This window comes from Endozoicomonas sp. SESOKO3, assembly GCF_024606255.1.
The window spans coordinates 1-2,001 of sequence record NZ_JAHHPR010000382.1 but is presented as its reverse complement, the minus strand read 5'-3'; the positions used below and the strand labels follow the sequence as shown (position 1 = coordinate 2,001).

Here is a 2,001-nt window from a genome sequence, read left to right as displayed (position 1 = left end):
ATAAAGTTCACTCGCCAGCCTGAAGCACGCAGTAGAAAAAACAACATCAGGGTTTACACTGGTCAGCGTTATCTGAATCGATCAGACCTTATTCGCAGATTATCTGAGGTATTGACGAAGTTGCGGGTTTCTTTGTTTTGCTGCCTCAATAAAAGCCGTATCACCTTTAAGTCCTGAAACAGCATAATTGAAAGCTTGGGGATTTATTTCAATTAAGTCGAGCATGCACTGGCGATCCTCCAATACCTTTTGACTGGCATATGATAAGGGATAAATACTTTCAGCAATGGCCATTCTGATAATGTTTTTATCGTCTCGAAGTCTTATACTTGCATAACGCAGAGCCAAGGGACATTTTGCGATAGCGGCCTTAACGACATCGCTATCATTCTTCAGCTCTTCACTCAAATCTCCCAGTTCGCAGGGATCTCCTGAAAACGCGGGTAATACAAAGTTTTTATCATTCCGAACCCGCTGGCTGGCATATTCCAGCCCATGCTTCAGCAAGGTATTCCTGATCTTTTCTTTATGATCCCCAAGTGGCTGGCCCGGTGGTACATAAAACTCCAATCTGTAATTCCTGGATGGATTAATAACAAAGCATTGATTTCCGATGTCATACACTTGCTCAATCAATCTAACAGCGCTTACGGGATAAAATAATAAAAAATGGTGTAAGAGCTCCCTGCGGATGTCCTCGCTCATCTCAGCACTCATTAAGATTTCCTGCTCACTTTCTTTTGGTTTTCTCCCACGATCCAATGACAAATGATACATACCGAACCGATGAGCATAATGAGCAAATTGTTGATGGTGTTTGCTCAATAACCGACAGCAAGGGGCAGTCTTGGAGAAGGTGCTTTTATTTTGATAAGACATTGCGAAAAGGCAATGTTGAAAAGCGAATCTATCTGCCTCTGTCGCAACATCAGGATTAAGGCGTTGTGCAAGTAAGTTAAAGTCCCACTGACCTCCTTCAAAAATGGGTCTGCCCTTCAGCTCAATATCCAGATTACACATAGCACGTAACACAATGATCAGTTTTTCAAAGGCATGCTGCATGGTTTCAGGTGATCTCATACGGGAGCATTCGATGTTCATTTCACCCGCTACGGCGTTGCAACTCAGCTTCATGCTATCAGCATTTTTATCCAGTTCGACCTCCTTCAATAACTGCGCCAGAAACCACATACGCCGGAATTTGCCGGATTTTTCATCATTATCAGTTCTATCAAAGTCGTCAGAAAATTTCAGCCTCAAGGTTCGTCCTTTGCCCCCCTCTGCGTTTTCAAGTAGCTCGATAAGGCTCACATGACTGCCAAGATTCAGATTAACAATCACGGCTTCATCCATACTGATAACTGTCCCTGAACACCCTAATGCTTTGATTGATGTTTTGCAGGACTGCCTCAGTATTGGTGCCTTATCATCCGGCTTACCCGGAGCCCTGCAATCAACATAGGTAACGCGATCTTTCCTGGAAAGCCTGCCCTGGCCCGAAGCCAGAGCGACCGGTGCCAATACCTCTACAAAACGCTGATGCAAGGAAAAAATCAGCTCATGGACACTTCGCACCTGCTCAGCGCTATCAGGGTTGAGTGCCTGAAGACAGGATTGAAGCTGATGACAGTCTGCCACCCACTGACGAAATATTCCCGGGGATAGCTGTCCTTCTTCGGCGGCTTGCACAGGAAGAATGATACTCTTTAACCCGGATTCAATGGTCTTTTTCAACATCTGGAACCGGTTGATCAGCTGCGGTAATTCATGCCGAAATGACTTGACCCTGTGTGAACGACTCTTGCCCGCCAGTTGCAAGAATGCCTGGCACCCGTCCAGCAGTGCTTCAGCCCCGTGAACCAGCCGTTTTACGCTGTCACAGGTCTCGGCCAGTAAATTTAATCTTTGTGGCGACATACTCAATTTTATCGGGTTTGCCAAACAACCCAGTCCGCCGCCGGAGGCAAAAAATGCCAACAAACGGGCATTTTGATCCGTGAG

General features: G+C 45.8%; 1 protein-coding gene. It reads right to left on the bottom strand.

Annotated features, from left to right (window positions below):
* Positions 1-99 precede the first annotated feature (99 nt).
* The coding region (locus tag KDK18_RS06675; RefSeq protein ID WP_257254094.1) for a DUF4116 domain-containing protein at positions 100-2,001 on the bottom strand (1,902 nt) is incomplete at its 5' end.